23 protein-coding genes are annotated in these 15,197 nt (G+C 60.4%); 14 read left to right on the top strand and 9 right to left on the bottom strand.

Going from position 1 to position 15,197, the window contains the following annotated elements:
- Positions 1–643: 643 nt before the first annotated feature.
- Positions 644–1,027 (top strand): hypothetical protein, encoded by a 384-nt coding sequence (locus ASF71_RS23535; protein ID WP_156372648.1) that lies wholly within the window; start codon positions 644–646, stop codon positions 1,025–1,027.
- A gap of 410 nt (positions 1,028–1,437) precedes the next feature.
- Here the strand turns inward: ASF71_RS23535 and ASF71_RS24945 are convergent, their stop codons facing one another.
- Complete coding sequence (locus ASF71_RS24945; RefSeq protein WP_255354715.1) at positions 1,438–1,761, bottom strand: dihydrofolate reductase family protein; 324 nt, start codon at positions 1,759–1,761, stop codon at positions 1,438–1,440.
- A gap of 109 nt (positions 1,762–1,870) precedes the next feature.
- Between ASF71_RS24945 and ASF71_RS06190 the strand changes: the two genes are divergently transcribed.
- Positions 1,871–2,554 (top strand): hypothetical protein, encoded by a 684-nt coding sequence (locus ASF71_RS06190; protein WP_056296707.1) that lies wholly within the window; start codon positions 1,871–1,873, stop codon positions 2,552–2,554.
- Positions 2,555–3,076: 522 nt separating this feature from the next.
- Here the strand turns inward: ASF71_RS06190 and ASF71_RS06185 are convergent.
- The 3 genes from ASF71_RS06185 to ASF71_RS24940 form a co-directional block, all read right to left on the bottom strand.
- Positions 3,077–3,811: a hypothetical protein gene (locus ASF71_RS06185; RefSeq protein WP_056296704.1), complete on the bottom strand. Its 735-nt coding sequence runs from the start codon at positions 3,809–3,811 to the stop codon at positions 3,077–3,079.
- Between the two features lie 112 nt (positions 3,812–3,923).
- Complete coding sequence (locus tag ASF71_RS06180; RefSeq protein WP_056296701.1) at positions 3,924–4,382, bottom strand: S24 family peptidase; 459 nt, start codon at positions 4,380–4,382, stop codon at positions 3,924–3,926.
- Positions 4,383–4,396: 14 nt separating this feature from the next.
- Positions 4,397–4,750 carry a S24 family peptidase gene (locus tag ASF71_RS24940; protein WP_235514161.1) on the bottom strand — a complete coding sequence of 118 codons (354 nt, stop codon included), beginning with the start codon at positions 4,748–4,750 and terminating at the stop codon, positions 4,397–4,399.
- Positions 4,751–5,195: 445 nt separating this feature from the next.
- Between ASF71_RS24940 and ASF71_RS25660 the strand changes: the two genes are divergently transcribed.
- Genes ASF71_RS25660 through ASF71_RS06155 form a run of 6 tightly spaced genes read left to right on the top strand, consistent with a single transcriptional unit; the run spans position 5,196 to position 6,799 of the window.
- Positions 5,196–5,471, top strand: coding sequence for a helix-turn-helix transcriptional regulator (locus ASF71_RS25660; RefSeq protein WP_082505622.1), 276 nt, complete (start codon positions 5,196–5,198; stop codon positions 5,469–5,471).
- 60 nt (positions 5,472–5,531) lie between these two features.
- On the top strand, positions 5,532–5,882 hold the full coding sequence (locus tag ASF71_RS06170) for a hypothetical protein (RefSeq protein ID WP_056296695.1): 351 nt from the start codon (positions 5,532–5,534) through the stop codon (positions 5,880–5,882).
- Positions 5,879–6,133, top strand: a complete 255-nt coding sequence (locus ASF71_RS06165) for a hypothetical protein (protein ID WP_056296692.1) — start codon at positions 5,879–5,881, stop codon at positions 6,131–6,133. Before ASF71_RS06170 ends, ASF71_RS06165 begins: the two co-directional genes overlap by 4 nt.
- Positions 6,130–6,342 (top strand): hypothetical protein, encoded by a 213-nt coding sequence (locus ASF71_RS06160; protein ID WP_056296691.1) that lies wholly within the window; start codon positions 6,130–6,132, stop codon positions 6,340–6,342. Before ASF71_RS06165 ends, ASF71_RS06160 begins: the two co-directional genes overlap by 4 nt.
- Positions 6,339–6,500, top strand: coding sequence for a hypothetical protein (locus ASF71_RS24670; RefSeq protein ID WP_200939668.1), 162 nt, complete (start codon positions 6,339–6,341; stop codon positions 6,498–6,500). The genes ASF71_RS06160 and ASF71_RS24670 overlap by 4 nt, the downstream gene beginning before the upstream one ends.
- Positions 6,497–6,799: a hypothetical protein gene (locus ASF71_RS06155; protein WP_056296687.1), complete on the top strand. Its 303-nt coding sequence runs from the start codon at positions 6,497–6,499 to the stop codon at positions 6,797–6,799. Before ASF71_RS24670 ends, ASF71_RS06155 begins: the two co-directional genes overlap by 4 nt.
- 107 nt (positions 6,800–6,906) lie before the next feature.
- Here the strand turns inward: ASF71_RS06155 and ASF71_RS06150 are convergent, their stop codons facing one another.
- The 4 genes from ASF71_RS06150 to ASF71_RS06135 all read right to left on the bottom strand — a co-directional run bounded on the left by ASF71_RS06150 (position 6,907) and on the right by ASF71_RS06135 (position 8,526).
- Positions 6,907–7,155: a hypothetical protein gene (locus ASF71_RS06150; protein ID WP_056296684.1), complete on the bottom strand. Its 249-nt coding sequence runs from the start codon at positions 7,153–7,155 to the stop codon at positions 6,907–6,909.
- Positions 7,156–7,209: 54 nt separating this feature from the next.
- Positions 7,210–7,422 carry a hypothetical protein gene (locus ASF71_RS06145; protein ID WP_056296681.1) on the bottom strand — a complete coding sequence of 71 codons (213 nt, stop codon included), beginning with the start codon at positions 7,420–7,422 and terminating at the stop codon, positions 7,210–7,212.
- An 87-nt stretch (positions 7,423–7,509) separates the two neighbouring features.
- Complete coding sequence (locus tag ASF71_RS06140) at positions 7,510–7,983, bottom strand: hypothetical protein (RefSeq protein ID WP_056296677.1); 474 nt, start codon at positions 7,981–7,983, stop codon at positions 7,510–7,512.
- A gap of 237 nt (positions 7,984–8,220) precedes the next feature.
- Positions 8,221–8,526, bottom strand: coding sequence for a hypothetical protein (locus ASF71_RS06135; protein ID WP_056296675.1), 306 nt, complete (start codon positions 8,524–8,526; stop codon positions 8,221–8,223).
- Positions 8,527–8,615: 89 nt separating this feature from the next.
- Here ASF71_RS06135 and ASF71_RS06130 point away from each other — a divergent pair, with 89 nt between their 5' ends.
- From ASF71_RS06130 to ASF71_RS06105, 6 genes are all read left to right on the top strand, one after another.
- A complete protein-coding gene (locus ASF71_RS06130; protein WP_156372646.1) occupies positions 8,616–8,840 on the top strand; it encodes a hypothetical protein in 225 nt (74 codons plus the stop codon).
- 224 nt (positions 8,841–9,064) lie between these two features.
- The gene (locus ASF71_RS23530; RefSeq protein WP_156372645.1) at positions 9,065–9,202 is read left to right on the top strand and encodes a hypothetical protein; all 138 of its coding nucleotides are present in this window, start codon (positions 9,065–9,067) and stop codon (positions 9,200–9,202) included.
- Entirely contained in the window at positions 9,199–10,026 is an 828-nt protein-coding gene (locus tag ASF71_RS06120) for a hypothetical protein (RefSeq protein ID WP_056296664.1), read from the top strand. The genes ASF71_RS23530 and ASF71_RS06120 overlap by 4 nt, the downstream gene beginning before the upstream one ends.
- A gap of 276 nt (positions 10,027–10,302) precedes the next feature.
- Positions 10,303–11,079 (top strand): hypothetical protein, encoded by a 777-nt coding sequence (locus tag ASF71_RS06115; protein WP_056296661.1) that lies wholly within the window; start codon positions 10,303–10,305, stop codon positions 11,077–11,079.
- 341 nt (positions 11,080–11,420) lie between these two features.
- Positions 11,421–12,485, top strand: a complete 1,065-nt coding sequence (locus tag ASF71_RS06110) for an Lrp/AsnC family transcriptional regulator (protein WP_156372644.1) — start codon at positions 11,421–11,423, stop codon at positions 12,483–12,485.
- Complete coding sequence (locus ASF71_RS06105; RefSeq protein WP_056296655.1) at positions 12,482–13,822, top strand: DnaB-like helicase C-terminal domain-containing protein; 1,341 nt, start codon at positions 12,482–12,484, stop codon at positions 13,820–13,822. The genes ASF71_RS06110 and ASF71_RS06105 overlap by 4 nt, the downstream gene beginning before the upstream one ends.
- Before the next feature lie 44 nt (positions 13,823–13,866).
- On the opposite strand, the gene ASF71_RS23525 is transcribed toward ASF71_RS06105, so the two are convergent.
- Positions 13,867–14,718, bottom strand: a complete 852-nt coding sequence (locus ASF71_RS23525) for a hypothetical protein (protein WP_156372643.1) — start codon at positions 14,716–14,718, stop codon at positions 13,867–13,869.
- Between the last annotated feature and the right edge of the window lie 479 nt (positions 14,719–15,197).

Here is a 15,197-nt window from a genome sequence, read left to right as displayed (position 1 = left end):
GTATCTCAACCGCTTGCTGCACTTCTTCACGAAAAACGCAGAATTTCTCGGCCAGCACGGCTATTCATTGTCCTACGCGAGGTGCAACTTCTGAGTCATAAAGAGCCTCACCCCGCCCAGGCACGCAGTCAAGGCAGGATGGAGTTCTTTTTGAGTTACTGTCAGTTTGATGTCTTGCTCTCATCTATCAAAGCGCAGTATGACCGAGCCCAGCCTCCAGGCAAGCTGTGAGCTTTCGACAGTGATGTATAAATGATTAGGGATGGTTATGCAACATCGGGAAGAAAATATATAAGATATGCTATATATCTTCTTCCACTTCCAATCATATTCTTTGCTGTTTTCTTATCTTTTGATTGGTGGATAAAGAATGATTTAGAGCCTATAGTGGGAGTTATACTCATTTATGCAGCTGTTTGCATATTTTGGATACCCTTAACCTCAAAAATTTTAAACGGTAGAGTATTTACTGGTTTTGTCATCAGACTAGATTTAATTATACAGGATACAAAGGAGATAAGACATCATTTACAAAACATATGGCCTAGTGACTATCTAAGGCTCTTTTGAACAATCATTTGGAAACGCCGCCCATAGAAATAACGTTCTACACGCTTTCACCTCTGGGGTTATTCCCTCTCTATTGAGTCTAAAACCATACTGGGAATACTCGCGCACAGAGTACAAAGTTTTACCTTTCAAACAAGCAAGAAAGGTGTTTAGAAACTGGGTAGCAATTTCTAAAGGCAAAGAATTTGTTCCGGGAAAACCGCGTCAAGAGCTGGTAGGAAAGGGGCTCTTTAATATATCGATAGTTGTCTACGGGTTTGATCTTCTAACTGAAATAGATGCAGAGCATTTTCAACATCTTAGTGCTGACGAATTATATGAATTTTTGGCAGTTTTAGGCCAGATTGACGTAGTAAGCACTTACGGCTGTGTCGTAAATTGGATGCCAAACTCGCCCAACCAGTTGTTGAGTCGAGATGAAGCACTGGTCATATTTCCTCATATGAACAAGCTTTAGCACTGCGCAAAACAGACAAATATCATTAAAAGACTTAGAGCACAACATGCATTGTTACTAGAAACATAAAGCCGACCTGAATCTGAGATGTATGGTAGAACTAAGAGTAAATTCCAGCCCTACCGCCAACTCCAGGCCACGTCAGGCTCACGCATCGGGAAAACGCGGTATGAGTGACACCAAACCGCGCCAAGATCCAAGAGGACGGATATAGCAAAAGATTCTGGAGAAGAACCACGCCTTGTCGAAACACGTACACCGTACGGTGTACGTGTTTCTTGAATTCAATCTCCATCTTGGCAGCCTGAAGTTTACCGGTCAGACACGCCCAAAAGAAGGTGTTTCGCGCCACGAGCACCTGTCGAGGGCGTCCTTGAGCTGGATACCGCAGTCTTCCTACGAGCTGACGCTCAGCGGCCCCCAGGCCCATACGTCAGGAGCATGACCCCCTGGCCGAAGGGTCTCGACTCGATCAGCTCTAGCGACAGCCGGTCTTCTCCCGAGAACAGGCGTTTGCCGCTGCCCAGCACCACGGGGTAGATCATCAGCCGCAGCTCGTCCACCAGCCCATGCCGCAGCAGGGTCTGGACGAACGTGGCGCTGCCGTAGGTCAACAGGGGCAGCCCATCCTGACGCTTGAGGGCCTCTAAGGCTGCGATCACGTCTGCTTTTTCAGGGTGTGCGCCGATCCAGGCGGCCGATGCTCTTGCCGCTGTTGAGGTTGTCGACCGCACTTTGAGGCTCCCCCTGGAGGGATATAACGCCACTGGACCCACGTACCGCGTCACTCCTCCTGAGCCCTTTCCCCCCAGGTCACGCAGATAGCTCTATACCCTGGGCGTCATGACCCCACCCCATTGGTTCCTTCAACTTCTCGGCGGAGCTGCAATCCTGGTCCTGATCGTGCTGCTGGTCTTCGTCGGACAAGGTCTACGAACAGCACGGAGGAACCAACACATCTCTGAGCCGCCCCCCGCCCCAAAGACGGACGAGGCGCAAGCGCGCTGGCAGACCCATGTGCAGAGCGTCATGCGCCCAGGCGCGCTGCAGGTCGCGTTCGACCGGGAAAGCGTCAGCATGGGCGACGACACCCACGACCACTGGTGTCTGCTGGTCTTTGAAGAAGATATGCCGCTCTCTGCCCTGCTGGAACGGCGGATCCACAGCGTTCTGGCCTCTATTCACGGTGACCGAGCCACTTGGTTGTTTCAGGTCCACCAACCCCTGGAGGCGCCCATCCACCACGGCCAGAGCGTGCCAGCGTGGTCTGATCTGGTCCGGGTGACGGATGTGGCGGTCGTCGCGCAGCAATGGACGCGCCCACATTTGTTCTGCCCGGACTTCCCCGTCTCGCGGATCGGTCAGGGCCTGCTGTACGCCCGGTACCTGGCGCAACGGGACCCGGACGAGGTGGTCGCGGCCTATAGGGCTGAATCAAGTGTGCGTGAGGTGGTCGGTGACCGGTCTGCCCGCTTCTCGCCTCGGTCGGTACCCCCAGAACGTCGGGTGATGGTGTACCGGAAATAGGGGTGGTTCTGGTGGGCTGGGCGTGCGGCAAAGGAAGAGGCCCGTAAGCCTCTTGCTGTGCCAGCTTTTCTGTCAGGTGTCGAGGTCTTCCAGCACGCCGTCGAGGGTGAGGAATTCGGTGACGATCACCTGGCGCATGGTCTCTCCTTGCCCCAGCGTACGCCGGAGCTGGTGGGGTGTTGGGAACATGTGACGTGCTCTCGGCTTACGTCATAGCAGTGAGCTGCACGTTTTTCTGGTCTTGTGGTAAATGATGCGGCACATGGGTTTGCTCGTAGAAAAAGGGGGCAAAGAGTGATCTGTACTATTCAGAAGCCGTCTTTACGCTGAAAGCTCGTGCACCCACAGCTACCCCAGCGTTTGTCAAAAAGACAACTACTTTAGACAGCAATTCAACCAGCTGATCAATGTCATTGTTTGGGTCAGAGCTCTAGATATAAAGGATCGTGCGGAGAGAGGCTATTCAGTCACCATTCTGTTACCTCGAAGGTGCGAAGACTTGACACACAAGGAGTGCCATTCTCAAGGCATGGTCGTGCCCGTCGATAAGGCCCGGGCCGTGAGGGTGACGCAAATGGCGCGCATTTCAGCGAGGGCAGCCGGGCTGATTGCGGAACCGTGACAGTGGGCTTTGAGTGGGGCTGCTCCCTGTATAGGAACCGTGACACCGACCACATATAATGCGGGACGTTGTGGCACGAGTTCGGATCTTCCCGACTGCCTCTGTTTGGAAGTAGCCTCTACCCTGGGAAGGTAGAAGGTTTCTACCAATGCGTCATTGATCTGCTCTGTCTTGAGAGGGTCTGTAGGGCCCCGATAGCCACCATCTGACCAATACTGATTTTCTGGATGAAAAAAGTAGATACCGACCTCCATCCCCCGCCCAGCGTCGGAGAAAACGAACTCCTTTGTCCTCTGGCTGGCCTGGTAAACGGACAATGCTTTGACCGAAACCTCAACAGCCTGGGGCATGTCGCTAAGGGCGGACTGAAGATCTACGGTTTCGTTGAAGGTGACGACGTTCGAGGTCCTGACCGCCACCCGTGCTGCCGCCCGCGCCGCCTGCCGTTCCCGCATAGCGACTTCGTTGGCAGCGCGAGTATCGATTGAGCCGATAACTGGAACAGCGAGAACGTAACAGGTGATGACTCCCACGACGGCAACAACCGGGATGATTTTCTTATGGTAGAGGCCAAGCAGAAGCCCCAGCACAAGGGGCCCCATGAAGGCCATCGCAAAGGCAATATTCGTATACATTTCAACCCACAGTGGTTTTTAGACAGAGCCAGATAAAAGGTCGATGATGAAGATGTGCGGTGCAACTTCCGCCTTCAGCCCATTACCCCCAGTGCATGTCGAGGATCTACTGCTATAGCAGGCGCACCCGGTACGGCCCCAGGTAGACCCCGTATACGCTCCCACAAGGCCGGATGTCCGTCATATCCACAATCGGCGCCACCTCCGGGTTCTTACTCACCAGCACATGCTTCCCGCGCAGCAGCGAACGGCTCTTGATGATGTACCCGTTCGGCGTCTCGAAGAGGCAGGGTCGCGAGGTGTTGAACGCGTCCCGGCTGTTCACCAGCACGATGTCTCCATGCCGGATCGCCCGCGCCGTACCATCGTCCATACTGCTACCCGTCACTTGGAAGGCCCGCGCGTGCGGCTGATACTGCGTGCCACGCAACATGATCTCCACACTGTGCATCAGGTCGAAATCGTCATCATCCGCCGGGGCGAAAGGGATGCTGGCCTGCACGATGCCAGACAGTTGGAGGGTGTAGTGGGTTTGCAGAGGGCTGCGGGGGAGAAAGAGGCTGGCGGGCATCGCGTATCGACTCCTTAGTTGAGGGCCTTACCATCGCGGATGCCAACCACGCGGTAAATCTTGCCGAGGACAGTGACAGCAGGGCTGTCGGGAATGAACTGGTGGGCGAACGCCGGGTTGTCGGCTGTCCATGCAGGACCGGTCGGCAACTGGGAAAAGCGGCGCACCAGGGCGCGGCCGTCGTGACGTACCACGTAGACGCCCTTGTCCGGCTTGACCTTGTCGGTGTCGTAGTAGATGCTCTCGCCGTCGCGAATGCGCGGGTCCATGTCGGTGCCATCCATGAACGTCTGGCGCCAGTGGGCCGGGTGCGGGCCAGGGTTGGGCGTCATGTTCACGCCGTCCGGCTGTGGCTCAGGGGCGCCCAAGGCCTTGAGACTGTAGACGGGCGTTGGCTCAGCGACAGCAGGAAGGGGAGCGGCTTCAGTCAGGCCCAGGTCTACCCCAGTAGCCTGTTGCATCTCGGCCAGCGACCAGTTCAGTGCACGGGCAAGAGCAACGACCCGTACATATGCCAAATCGGTCAACTCTTGCCGGCCAACTTCAAGAGATGACATGGTGCTCTGCGAAACGACACCTTGAGTCGCGTCAGCGATAGCCTCTTGCGAGAGCCCGAGCTGGACACGCCGCACCTTCAGCGCGATGGACCAAGGCGGTGCGAGCTTAGTTGTAGATCTACCTCTGGTCATGAAATACGCCCCTGTCATTTCCGTACTAGTACGGGAAGGGTAGTTCAGTGGTTCCAGGGTATTCAAAGTTTTTACTGGTTATAGTATTGACAGGATACCCATAGAAACGTAAAGTACCTGTACGATGTTCAATCTTGACCGCCTCAAAACTATCCGGGAGGAGAAAAAGCTGACCCAGCAACAGCTTTCCACCCTATCGGGCGTGGCAGTCCAGACCATCCAGAAACAAGAGCAAGGTGTGCAGAAAGACGCCTCACTAAGTATTGCTGGTCCTCTCGCTGCCGTATTGGAGGTACCTATAGAGCAATTATGTTCAACGTTATTTACCAGTAAAAACGTAATCGGTCCTGCTTGCGGAGTCCCACCCACCCCTACGCTCCAGCCCACGCCTCGCAAGTAACCAAAAGCCCGCCCCCCGCTGCTTTCTGAGGGCATCTGCGGGGGGCAAAGGAGTACGAAGATGATACGCCACAAGACCACCCACCGTACCGCCCGCGCCCACTTCCCCGTGCGTGCCCACGCCTGGCCCAGCTTTGGTGAGACGGCCATCGCCTTCTTCCCGCCTCTGCCTGCCCTGCACGGCAGCCGCGCGGAGCTGAGCGTGACCTCCTGCGCTCAGGGCGAGCTCTTCCGTACCCTCGACCGCCTGGGCCGGGAGCACGGCGTGAGCATTCAACACGATCCGGTGACCCTCCCCGCCGCCCTGCGCCCCCGCATCAACGGCGCATTCGAGACGCTGGCCTTCGTCAACGCCTTCCGCGAGACGCTGGTGCCGGTGGCCGCACCCGCACGCCTGGGTGGTGCCGCGTGAGTCTCTACGAAGCCGACCTACACGGCGAGAAGGTCACCGACATCTATGCCCGGCTAGAAGTCAACGAACGGCAGGAAGCCGACCCACAGCACATGCCGGTCATTCTCCATCTGCCCCACGCCATGCTGCTGGAACTGCGTGACAGCGACGATGAGGCCGAGGTCACGCTGAACCTGACGTTCCTGGAAGCCCGCACCCTCGCCATGCATCTGACGGAGGCAGCCCAAGCCGCCGAAGGAGGGGCAGCGTGACCCGGCTGGAACGGCTCTCGCGCCTGCACTTCCTGTGCGTGGTCAGCGAAGTGCAGGCCGATCCCTGCACGCCGCAGCGCGCGGCGCGGGGCGTACGCGCCGACCGGGTGGCGCAGGCCTACCGCGCTGAGGCAGCCCACGCCGGAACCTCCGGGGACACCTGGGACCGCGACATGGCGGGGCAGCGCGCGTACTGGGGGGCAGCGTGAGCGTTCCCACGCCCCGTCCCGGCACCGGGCGGCAGGTGCTGCTGCTGTTGGTGGTGCTGGTGGTGGGTATGGCCCTGGGGGTCACCTGCCGCGACCTGATCCTGACCGTCATCGGGTCGCTGGTCAGCGCCTGGGCTGTGCTGGGAGAGCGCCGATGATCCTGGTGTGGGTGTTGCTGGTGCTGGCCTCCCTGCTGGCGCTGCTGTGCCTCCTCGCCCCGGCCATGCGCGAAGGGGGTGACCGGGGCGGCCCGGCCGTAACTGTCCCATTACCGGACACGCCGCCCGCCCCGGCTGGGCTGTTGGTAGTCTGGCGTGAGGAGCAGGTCGAGGACATGCGCTTCCTGATGGGGCCGGTGCCCGAGCTGCGCCGCCCGGTTGCCCCGGAGGTCTGCCCCATCTGCCACCGCGCGGACTGCGGCAGTGCCCTGGCGAACTGTACGGAGCGGTGGCGATGATGCCGGCCGCCCAAAGCAAACATCTCACGCCCGGCCGCTCCGCCGCCCGCCTGCTGTCCACCTGTGCGGAACTGCGGTCACTCTCCGAGTTCCGGGGATGGCGTCCTTCAGTCCACCAGATCGCTGAACTGGTACTCGACCCAGCGTTCCAGGTCGTCGAACTCAGTCTGCGGCATCGAACTGTCCCCGAACCCCGCCAGCAGCTGGCGCAGCCCCAGCAGGGAGAGGCTGCGGGGTTCTTTGGACGCCAGCCCGAGCCGCAGCCGCAGAAGCAGCATCTCCATGGCTGTCGATTCCAGGTGCAGGTTGGGCGCTGCGGTGCTCAGTGGGGTGTAGTGGCTCGCGATCTGCGTCATGGCGTTTGTCTCCTGCAGGGCGTTTTCGCCCCTCGCAAGGTGCCGGGGTGCCCCTTAGACAGCCACGCGGGCGGGAGCAGTCAGTGCCCCAGTGCGCTCCCGCTGGTAGCCCCGGTGCCACCGGGCCTGCCCCACGGCGCTGCACAGCCGCTCGCCGACTTCACGCGTCACCTGCTGCGTTTCGACCAGCCGACCGACGAACGCCTGGTAGGCCGTCCAAGCAGTGGCGGTGGCGGCATCGAACAAGACGGGCTGGTTCAGTTGCATACCGCAATCTTTACGAAACGCTTATTCGGCAACCTGACAAACCCAAACCTTAACTCCACTCCTGGTGCTGAGCCCGTCCAAGTCCCGTCACCTGTGGGTCACTCCGGCCAGTGCAGGCAGAAAAAACCCAAACTCACGTGCGGGCGTCGCAAATCCCCAACACACCTGAAATGGCAAGAGCACCCGTCCGCCGTCATCCAACCGCACGGTTACGTCGTGGACCACCTGGCCACGCCCAAACTCATGCCCATCTCCTTGCCGGGCAAACGCACGCCACTGCACATAGCTGCGCGGGTCCAGCAAGGTCCATCTCTCTCCAGAGGCAAGCCCTCCCGTCCACAACAGGTGCAGCTGTCGCGGCACCCCGGCACGGTCTCTCCAGGCCACATCGACGCCCCGGACCTTAAAGGCCAGCGCACCTCTGTTGTGCAACTCGACGGTCAGCGCTGCTCCCTGTCTGTAGCGGTAACGGTCCTTGTCCAGGAACGAAGCGGTCAACTCAGCATTACCTTTTCGGGCGAGACTCTGCTGCTGAATCACTTGCGGTTTCTGCGTCACCATGGGTCACCCTACGCCCAGAAGGCCCTGCCCACTCACCCGGCCACCCGTGTTCCATCTCTTTGGCTCTGGAGTAGACGTATCCCTACCGCTGTGGTCTACGCGGTCCAGAGTCGGAGCACCGGCCGGATCTACATGGGGTCGGCGCAGAACCTGCACAAGCGCCAGCAGGTCCACGAGCGCCACATCGCCTCTTTTGCATTGAGTGGATGCCCTCCGGGAGCGCATCACGGCTCAGGTTTACGAGCGGGGCCGATTGGACTCCCGCCGTTGCGCCTCCTGTCGCCTGCTCTCCGCATCTGTCGCCTCGGCCGCCGAATCCGCTTCCTCGTCAGGAATCCCAATGGACAGAACTTCGGCACCGTCAATCACCAGCAGGGTGTGCCGCCGTGTTCCTCCCAACCCCACAGCTACTGCGTTCTTCAGGACGACCACTCGACTAAACCCCGCCTCCAGACGCAGGGTTTCGCCGAGTTGTCCATCCTCCCCACCATTCACCAGTTCCCCCGTGTAGAGCAACTGCTTCGCTTGAACTTGAACTTTCATATTTCACCTCCCTTCAGTATCCCGCCCCAGAGGGCAACATCATGCTCGACCTCGCCGCGTCCTTCCTCCTTACCCCAGGCGGCCCGCTGATGCCTCGCGCTGACGGCACCAAGAAGTGCACGCCTGAGCTTGTGCTCCTCGCCCTCCAGGCCACGCCGGACGGCCTTACGCACCCCGAAGCCTGCGCCCGCAGCGGCAGCCGCTGGCAGACCGGCAGCACCGTGCTCTGGCACCTGGTCGACACCGGCCGCGCCCAGGCCATCCCCACCGGCCACGGCGCCCCCTGCGCCTACCGCTTCCAGGTGGTGCGCTAATGCCGCTGCGTCTACAACTTCAGGACCTGGCGTTGAGCCAGATATTGGCGCAACCAAGCCGCCTTATTCCGCTCACTCTGCAACGCCGCCCCTGCCGCCAGCGTCAATGCCCCACAAGTGATGTCCTGCTGCACCCTCATCCGGTAAGCCGCCCAAGCAGCCTCTGCTTCAGCAACGATCTGCCGGTAATCGCAGTCCAACACACCAGTATTCCTAACACGCCCATGTCTGGTGGCAGTGTCCTGGCCGCCCTCAGCGCCGGGCACCTCGTCTCGACCCTGCGCGGCGGCGACGTGGCCTACGAGCGCACCTGCGCCGGCAAACGCGCCCTGAAGGCCGTCCTGAAGGCAGGCGCGCTGTGAGCTGCCACCCCGGAGAGCTCAAGCGCGGCGACCTGCCCGCCCTGGTCCTGGCGACCGCACACGCCCAAGCCCAGACCGAAGCCGAGCTGTACGCGGCCGTGTGCGCGGCCGGCGGCGTCCGCTACTCGCCTGAGCGCCACAACCGCGTCGTGCGCCAACTCATCCTCCTGGGCTACCTGCACCCCGACCACCTCACCGTCACGACCGCCGGCCGCGCCGAGCTCGCCCGCCAGCGCACGCCCTTGCGCCGGGGCATGAAGCCCAAGGCGCGCGTGGCCACCCTCAACGCCGTGGTCCTCGAACCCCTGGCCGCCTACGGCCCCCTGACCACCCACGAGCTGGCCCGGCAGCTCGCCGTCACCCCCCAGCGCGCCGCCGCCTTCCTGACCTACGTGGCGAGCGCCGGACAGGCTCAGGCCGTCACCCGCACCGACGCGAGCGGCCACGCAGCTCAGGCCTGGGAGATCACGCTAGCGGGTCGGGCCTTTTTCTGCATGCCGACCAGCAAGACGGAAACGCGCCCAGACGAGCACTCAGGGCGTGCGCGTGGACTCGATGTAGTCGGCACCGAAGAACAGCGCGGCCGCGAACAGCATCAGCAACAGCACCTGTCCGACTTCTTTGCGTTTCCCCTGACGCCAGCCCCAGATCATCTGACCGACGACGGCCAGTCCTATGGCCGTACTCATGGCATGAGGCCAGACGGTGACGTCCAGAGCAATGAGAATGGCGACCAGCACCAACGCCAGAACGACCTGCACAGGCACGGACAACCGCATGGGGAGAGCATAGAGGTTCGTTTCCCTGGGGAGGCCCTCAGATGACCGAAGTCGCCCTTCTCCCCGGCGAGCTGCCCCACCTGCTCCTGCGCGCCGCCTGCGCCGCCGGACAAACCGCCGGCGAGCTCCTCGCCCGCGTCCAGGCCCGCTGGCCCTGGCTCCGTTGCCGCCGCGCCCGCAGCACCGCCCTCGGCCGCCTCGTCAAAGCCGGGTGGCTGGTGGTCGTCGGCCACGCCGGCCGCGCCCACCAGTACGCCCTCACCCCCGCCGGAGAGACCTACCTCGACGACCTCGAACACGAAGCCCCCAGGAGGACCCACGATGCCCAGGAAAGAACCCCCCACCGGCCTGCCCCTGACCGCCCAGCCGCCCCTGTACCAGTTCACGAACAGCAGCGACAAGCTGGCCTGGAGCAACGCGGCCGTGTTCCTCTTCGACCTGCACGGCAAGCCCCACTGGTTCGCCAGCGACGGCTACAGCGCCATGCTCACCCCTGCCCTGCTCGAAGGCGAGGGCGACCTGTTCCCGCCCAAGATCGGCGACCAGTACCGCGTCTACCCCTCCGAACACATCAAGACCCTGTTCAAGTACGTCAAGGGCAAGTACGTCCTCCTCGAGCAGGCCACCGGCACCCTGCTCAGCCCGGACGGCCTCGTGCGGGTACCCGCCTTCGAGTACGACACCGAAGAGGGCGAGGCGCCCGACACGGTGCCCCTGCCCGACGTGCACGCCCCCTTCGAGGGCGCAGCGGTCGAGGAGAGCACCTTCAGCTTCGACCTGAAGTTCGTGTCCGCCATCCGCAGCGCGTTCTCCCACACCACGAAGGAAGCCGGGCTTGAACTGACCAGCCTGGAAGGCCAGCGCGTGCTCCTGGAAGTCGGGCAACCCTACGTCGCCCGCATCCTGATCGCCCTGAGCGACGCCGCCCCCCTGCACGAAGAGGAGCCGGAAGGCAGCCTCGTCGAGAAGCTGACGGACCTGCCGGGTGTGGAGAGCGTCACCCTGACCAGCGGCGGCCAGAGCGTCACGCTGACGGCCGACATGGGCAAGAAGGCCAAGAAGCTACGCCAGCAGGCAGAGCGAGAAGCCCGGCTGTGAGCAAGCTCGCGCCCATCCTGAACCACCTGCTCCGGCAGGCGGCCCGCACGGTAGGTCAGGCCGCCTGATGACCCGCTCAGCCCCCAACGCGAAACGTCATGCAGGCTGCTATGCTCAGGGTACTTCCGCTGGCCGACGTGTATCCGTCCAACGGGAAACCCCCAGAGTTGGTCTACGAAACCGTGTCTGGGGGCTAAAGAAACCCGAATCTACCGAGATTGTCACCGCTTTGCCAAGCGGAGGCGTTCGCCTTACGCACACTTTACGCGGGTGTGCGTGTCCGGTCAATGTGCCGGACGGGGTTCGCACACCCCAGGGACGCGAAGGAGTCCCTTCATGCTGTGCCTGAACCTGACCCGCACCCCCCTGAACGCCCTCTCGACGAGCGTGGCGCTATGAGCAGCTACGCCACCGGCTGGGCCTGGCAGCAGAGCGTCGGCAAGGGCAAGTTGCTCCTGTTGGCGTTGGCGGATCTCGCAGACGACCGGGGGCAGACCCGGACGCCCATCGAGGTCCTCGCCGAGATGATCGACAAGGACAAGAGCACCGTGATCCGCCAGCTGGCGAACTTGGAAGAGGACGGCTTCATCAGCCGCGACCACGCGCACACGGCCGGCGGGATGCAGCTCGTGAGCATGACCCGCCTCCTGATCCGGGGCCGCCCGGCCGAACGGCCCACGAAACACGCCGCCCCGGCCATGCGCCGCCGCCAGGAAAACGCCGATTCGGCCGCTGTCGCAAAATGCGACCCCCCCCAGGAAAACACCGTGTTTGAGGCCGTCGCAAAATGCGACCCCCCCGCAGAAACGCCGTGTTTTGGGCCGTCGCATTTTGCGACCCCCACCCCCGAGCCCCGTGAAGAGGGGGGGTCGCAAAATGCGACCCATAAAGAAAAAGATATTTATTCCTTATCTAAGACTATACGTAACAACATCAACACCATCAGCGCTGGCCTGAGCGAAGGCACTCACGACGAAGATGTTGTTGTTGGTGCTGATCTTGGAAATCTTTGGAACGACTGGACCAGTGAAGCCAAAGCCGCCCCCGTCACCCAGGCTCGGCAGCAGGCCGTGTGGGCCCGGTGGGTCCGCGAAGGGCACGCGGACCTGCTGCGCGAGGCAGCAGAAAACATCCTGACCCTGGGCAGCTTCGCTCACCCACAGGCTGCGCTCCAGGCACGCATGAAGACCGGAATCGAGGCGAAGGCCAAAAGTTCCGCCCGGCCCGGCGGCGCGGCGGCCGGCGGCGAGGGCGGGCCAGCCTTCGCTGAGGACCAGCGGGTGCGTTACGGCGGGCAGGAGATGATCATCCTCAGCGTCAGCCCGAACGGCACCCTGGTCACCGACAGCGACGCCACCCCGCTCATTCCGCCCTCGTTCCATGCCCACGTCGAGGTGATCCTGTGAGCCTGCCCGACACCGCTGCCCGCCCCCTGCCCAGTAACGTCGGGGTCGAAGAACGCCTGCTCTCCAGCGTGTTCATCGACCCGGAGTTGGCCTGGCCGGAAGTGCTGGCCCTCCCCAGCGAGGCCTTCCACAGCCAGGCCGGGCGGCACCTGCGCGACACGATGGCCGACCTCCATGCCACGGGCAAGCCCGTGGACGACTACGGGCTGATCCTGGGCCGCGCCGAGGAGCTGGGCTTCTCGACGTGGGTGAACATGAACTACCTGACCGGCGTGGCCGCACAGGAGGCGACCGGGGCCTACGCGCCCCAGTACGCGCTGACCCTGGGCGAGCTGCTTGGGCGGCGGCAGGCCATCCGCCGAGCAACCGACCTGATCCGGCACGCGACCGAGGGCGACCTGGCGCTCGAAGACCTCGCCACGCTGGCCTCGCAGATCGCGCTGCCCCTGGAGCCGCAGGGCGCATCCACCGAGTCCATCTCGCAGGAGACGGCCATCGCCCAGGCCCTGGAGATCATCGGGCGCGGGCCGGTCGAGGCCATCGGCACGGGCCTGCGGGATCTCGACGCGGAGATCGTGGGCCTGGAGCCGGGCGCGCTGTACGTGCTCGCGGCACGCCCAGCGATGGGCAAGACGGCGATGGGTTACCAGTGGATGCAGAACGCCGCCCGCAGTGGGAAGCGGGCTGTGGTGTGCAGCCTGGAGATGGACGCCAAACAGCTCGCCTTGCGCTCGCTGGCGACGGCCGCGCGGGTGGACATGCAGAAGGTCCGCACGGGAGCCCTGAACGAGCGGGACCACCTGCGCCTGGCGAAGGCCGCACCGGCCCTCGCGGCACTGCCCATTGAGTACTTCGACAGCAGTGATCAGACCGGCACGGGGATTGCCCGGCGTGCCCGGCGGCTTCACGCGGCGGGGAAGTGCGACGTGCTGTTCCTGGACTACCTGCAGCTGGTGGAGGTCGACAGCACGAGCGGGCGATCGGGGATGAACCGGACGCTGGAAGTCAGTGCCATCAGCCGGAACCTGAAGAAGCTGGCGCGCGAGCTGAACATTCCCATCGTGGTGCTCTCGCAGCTCTCGCGGGCGGTCGAGCAGCGCCCGAACCACCGCCCCGTGCTGTCGGACCTGCGTGAATCGGGCGCGGTGGAGCAGGATGCGGATACCGTGATGTTCATCTACCGCGATGAGTACTACGACCCGAACACGGCGGACCAGGGGGTCGCGGAGATCATCATCGGGAAGCAGCGCAACGGGCCGGTGGGCACGGTGAAGGTGAGCTACAACAGCCAGTTCGTGATGTTCGCCGATCTGTCCTATGCCCAGGATGGGATTTGAAGTGATTCTTCAGAGTCAAATTTTGTAATCAAATATTTTTTAACCTAATACTCTAAGGTACGAACTATGCGTAAGGTTAACTTTCCATTTTCCTTATAAACTTGTTCGGTCCAATTATTATATTGATCGTATTTGTACATAAAATCAGCAGTTCCTTCTGAAAAAGTAAAAAAGTTTCTCTCTAGAAGACCGCTTTCATTAAAAATAAAAAACCCATCTTGGTCGCCACCGGGTTGAGGAGCAACATACTCCATTCTTTTATCAGTACTTGTAGATTTATAATTATAAACGTTTCTTGCTTCGCTTTCATCTGAGCTATCATAAATCCCTACAATTCTACATTTATCGTCAAATTTAGCTATTACAGTATTTAGCCACTTTCCCTCCTTAGTCATTATCATCAGACCTTGAGTGTTATATCTCCACTCAACAGACTGTTCATTTAACAGATTTGCATTAAAGATAAATCCATCGTCTTCTAGTCTAATATAAACTTTTCTGAAATCTGCATTTGTTCTTTCTTTTGAATCTAAATTGGACATTGATTGTGGCGTAACTTCTCTAGAGGAAGTTTTACTTTTTGTAACCTGCCCCTTTCCTTCCAGCATGTCTTTTCCATTTTGCTGGTAATTAATGCTTATCTTTTCATTTCCAGTGTAAGAAACGTATTTAGCTATCTTGTCTTTATTAAATTTAAAGAACTCCCTTTTCTTTAGAATAGTTCCTTTGTCCAAAAAGTCAATCGTAAAACTCTTAGGCATAGACAATGCGGGCGGAAGTCTTGACTGATTGACCATCCAGTCATAACTAGGATCCATCTTATCTACACATTCTCCACTTGCAAAAGAGAATGTCAAAAGAGTTATAAGTGATATTTTCGTTTTAGCAAAATTCATCATGAAAAGATAACGCCTGGGTGCAGGAGATGTTTATCACCCTGATGGGCGTGTATGACCTCGGGTACCGAGTCTCTCGCCGAGTCAGGGACATTGAGCGGCAGATTTCCACCCGTAGAATCAACGAGACCTTCGCGCTCTGAAGCGAGTAGTTGATGCAAGTCTGGCTTGACCCAAGAAAAGCGCAAATAGATATTTTCCTGACGAGACCAGGGGATGGAGCCTGTTGAACTGGTGCTCCCTCTCAGATGACGTTGCAGCACTTCTCGACTGCTGAACTCATCCCCATCACCCAGTAGCCTTAGCCCTGTCCTCCGGTTGGTTTTCCATGAGCAACATGAGGAAATGACGGTTCCAGCAGCATGGAACCATGCGAGGACTGAGTGCCGAACTGCGCGCGTGGTGGGAGGGTCAACTCGCCGCGCTCTCCCCGACCCGACCCGCCGCGACGGCGGCGCGGCCCTCCTGCGCGAGCACTA

It is taken from the genome of Deinococcus sp. Leaf326 (assembly GCF_001424185.1).
Lineage (GTDB): Bacteria > Deinococcota > Deinococci > Deinococcales > Deinococcaceae > Deinococcus.
The sequence above is the reverse complement of the archived record's forward strand: the minus strand, read 5'-3'. Positions and strand labels throughout refer to the sequence as shown.